At 48.3% G+C, this 507-nt stretch carries 1 protein-coding gene; it reads right to left on the bottom strand.

The features are described 5' to 3' along the window. Positions 1-161: 161 nt before the first annotated feature. Positions 162-507 (bottom strand): M20/M25/M40 family metallo-hydrolase (locus H1R82_RS14405; protein WP_181821727.1); only part of this gene is annotated, 346 nt, incomplete at its 5' end.

Consider the following 507-nt stretch of genomic DNA (forward strand, 5'->3'; position numbering starts at 1 on the left):
AAACTATTTATATATTAATTAATTTACTTGTTATTTTCAACTAATAAAAAATATTTTTGGTATAACTTGGAGGAATTGGCTTCCCAAACGGGATTCGTTTTGTAAGCGGATTCAGCGGGGTTTGGCCGGATGAACGGCATCCGGCCAAGTTCCACCGGTAATTATATCCAGCTGTCCAGCGTATTCTGGTCCAATTTTTTGATGACGGCCGTCAACAACCGGGCAGCCTGCTCAAAATCATGCCTGGACATCAATGAATTATGACTGTGCACGTACCGGGTGGGAAACCCGATCACCACCGTCGGGCATCCAATTCCGTGCAAATGGAATTTTGCCCCGTCGGTCCCGCCGCCCATCAAGGCATCCACCTGCAATGGAATCTCCAGCTCTTCAGCGGTATCCATCACCAGATTTCGCAAACCGGTATGCGGGATCATGGTATAATCCAAGATAAACATCAACGGGCCTTCCCCCATCGCCGCTTCCCCGGGATGTCCTTCAAAGCCC

Source organism: Thermoactinomyces intermedius (assembly GCF_013912365.1).
Taxonomy (GTDB): Bacteria; Bacillota; Bacilli; order Thermoactinomycetales; family Thermoactinomycetaceae; genus Thermoactinomyces; species Thermoactinomyces intermedius.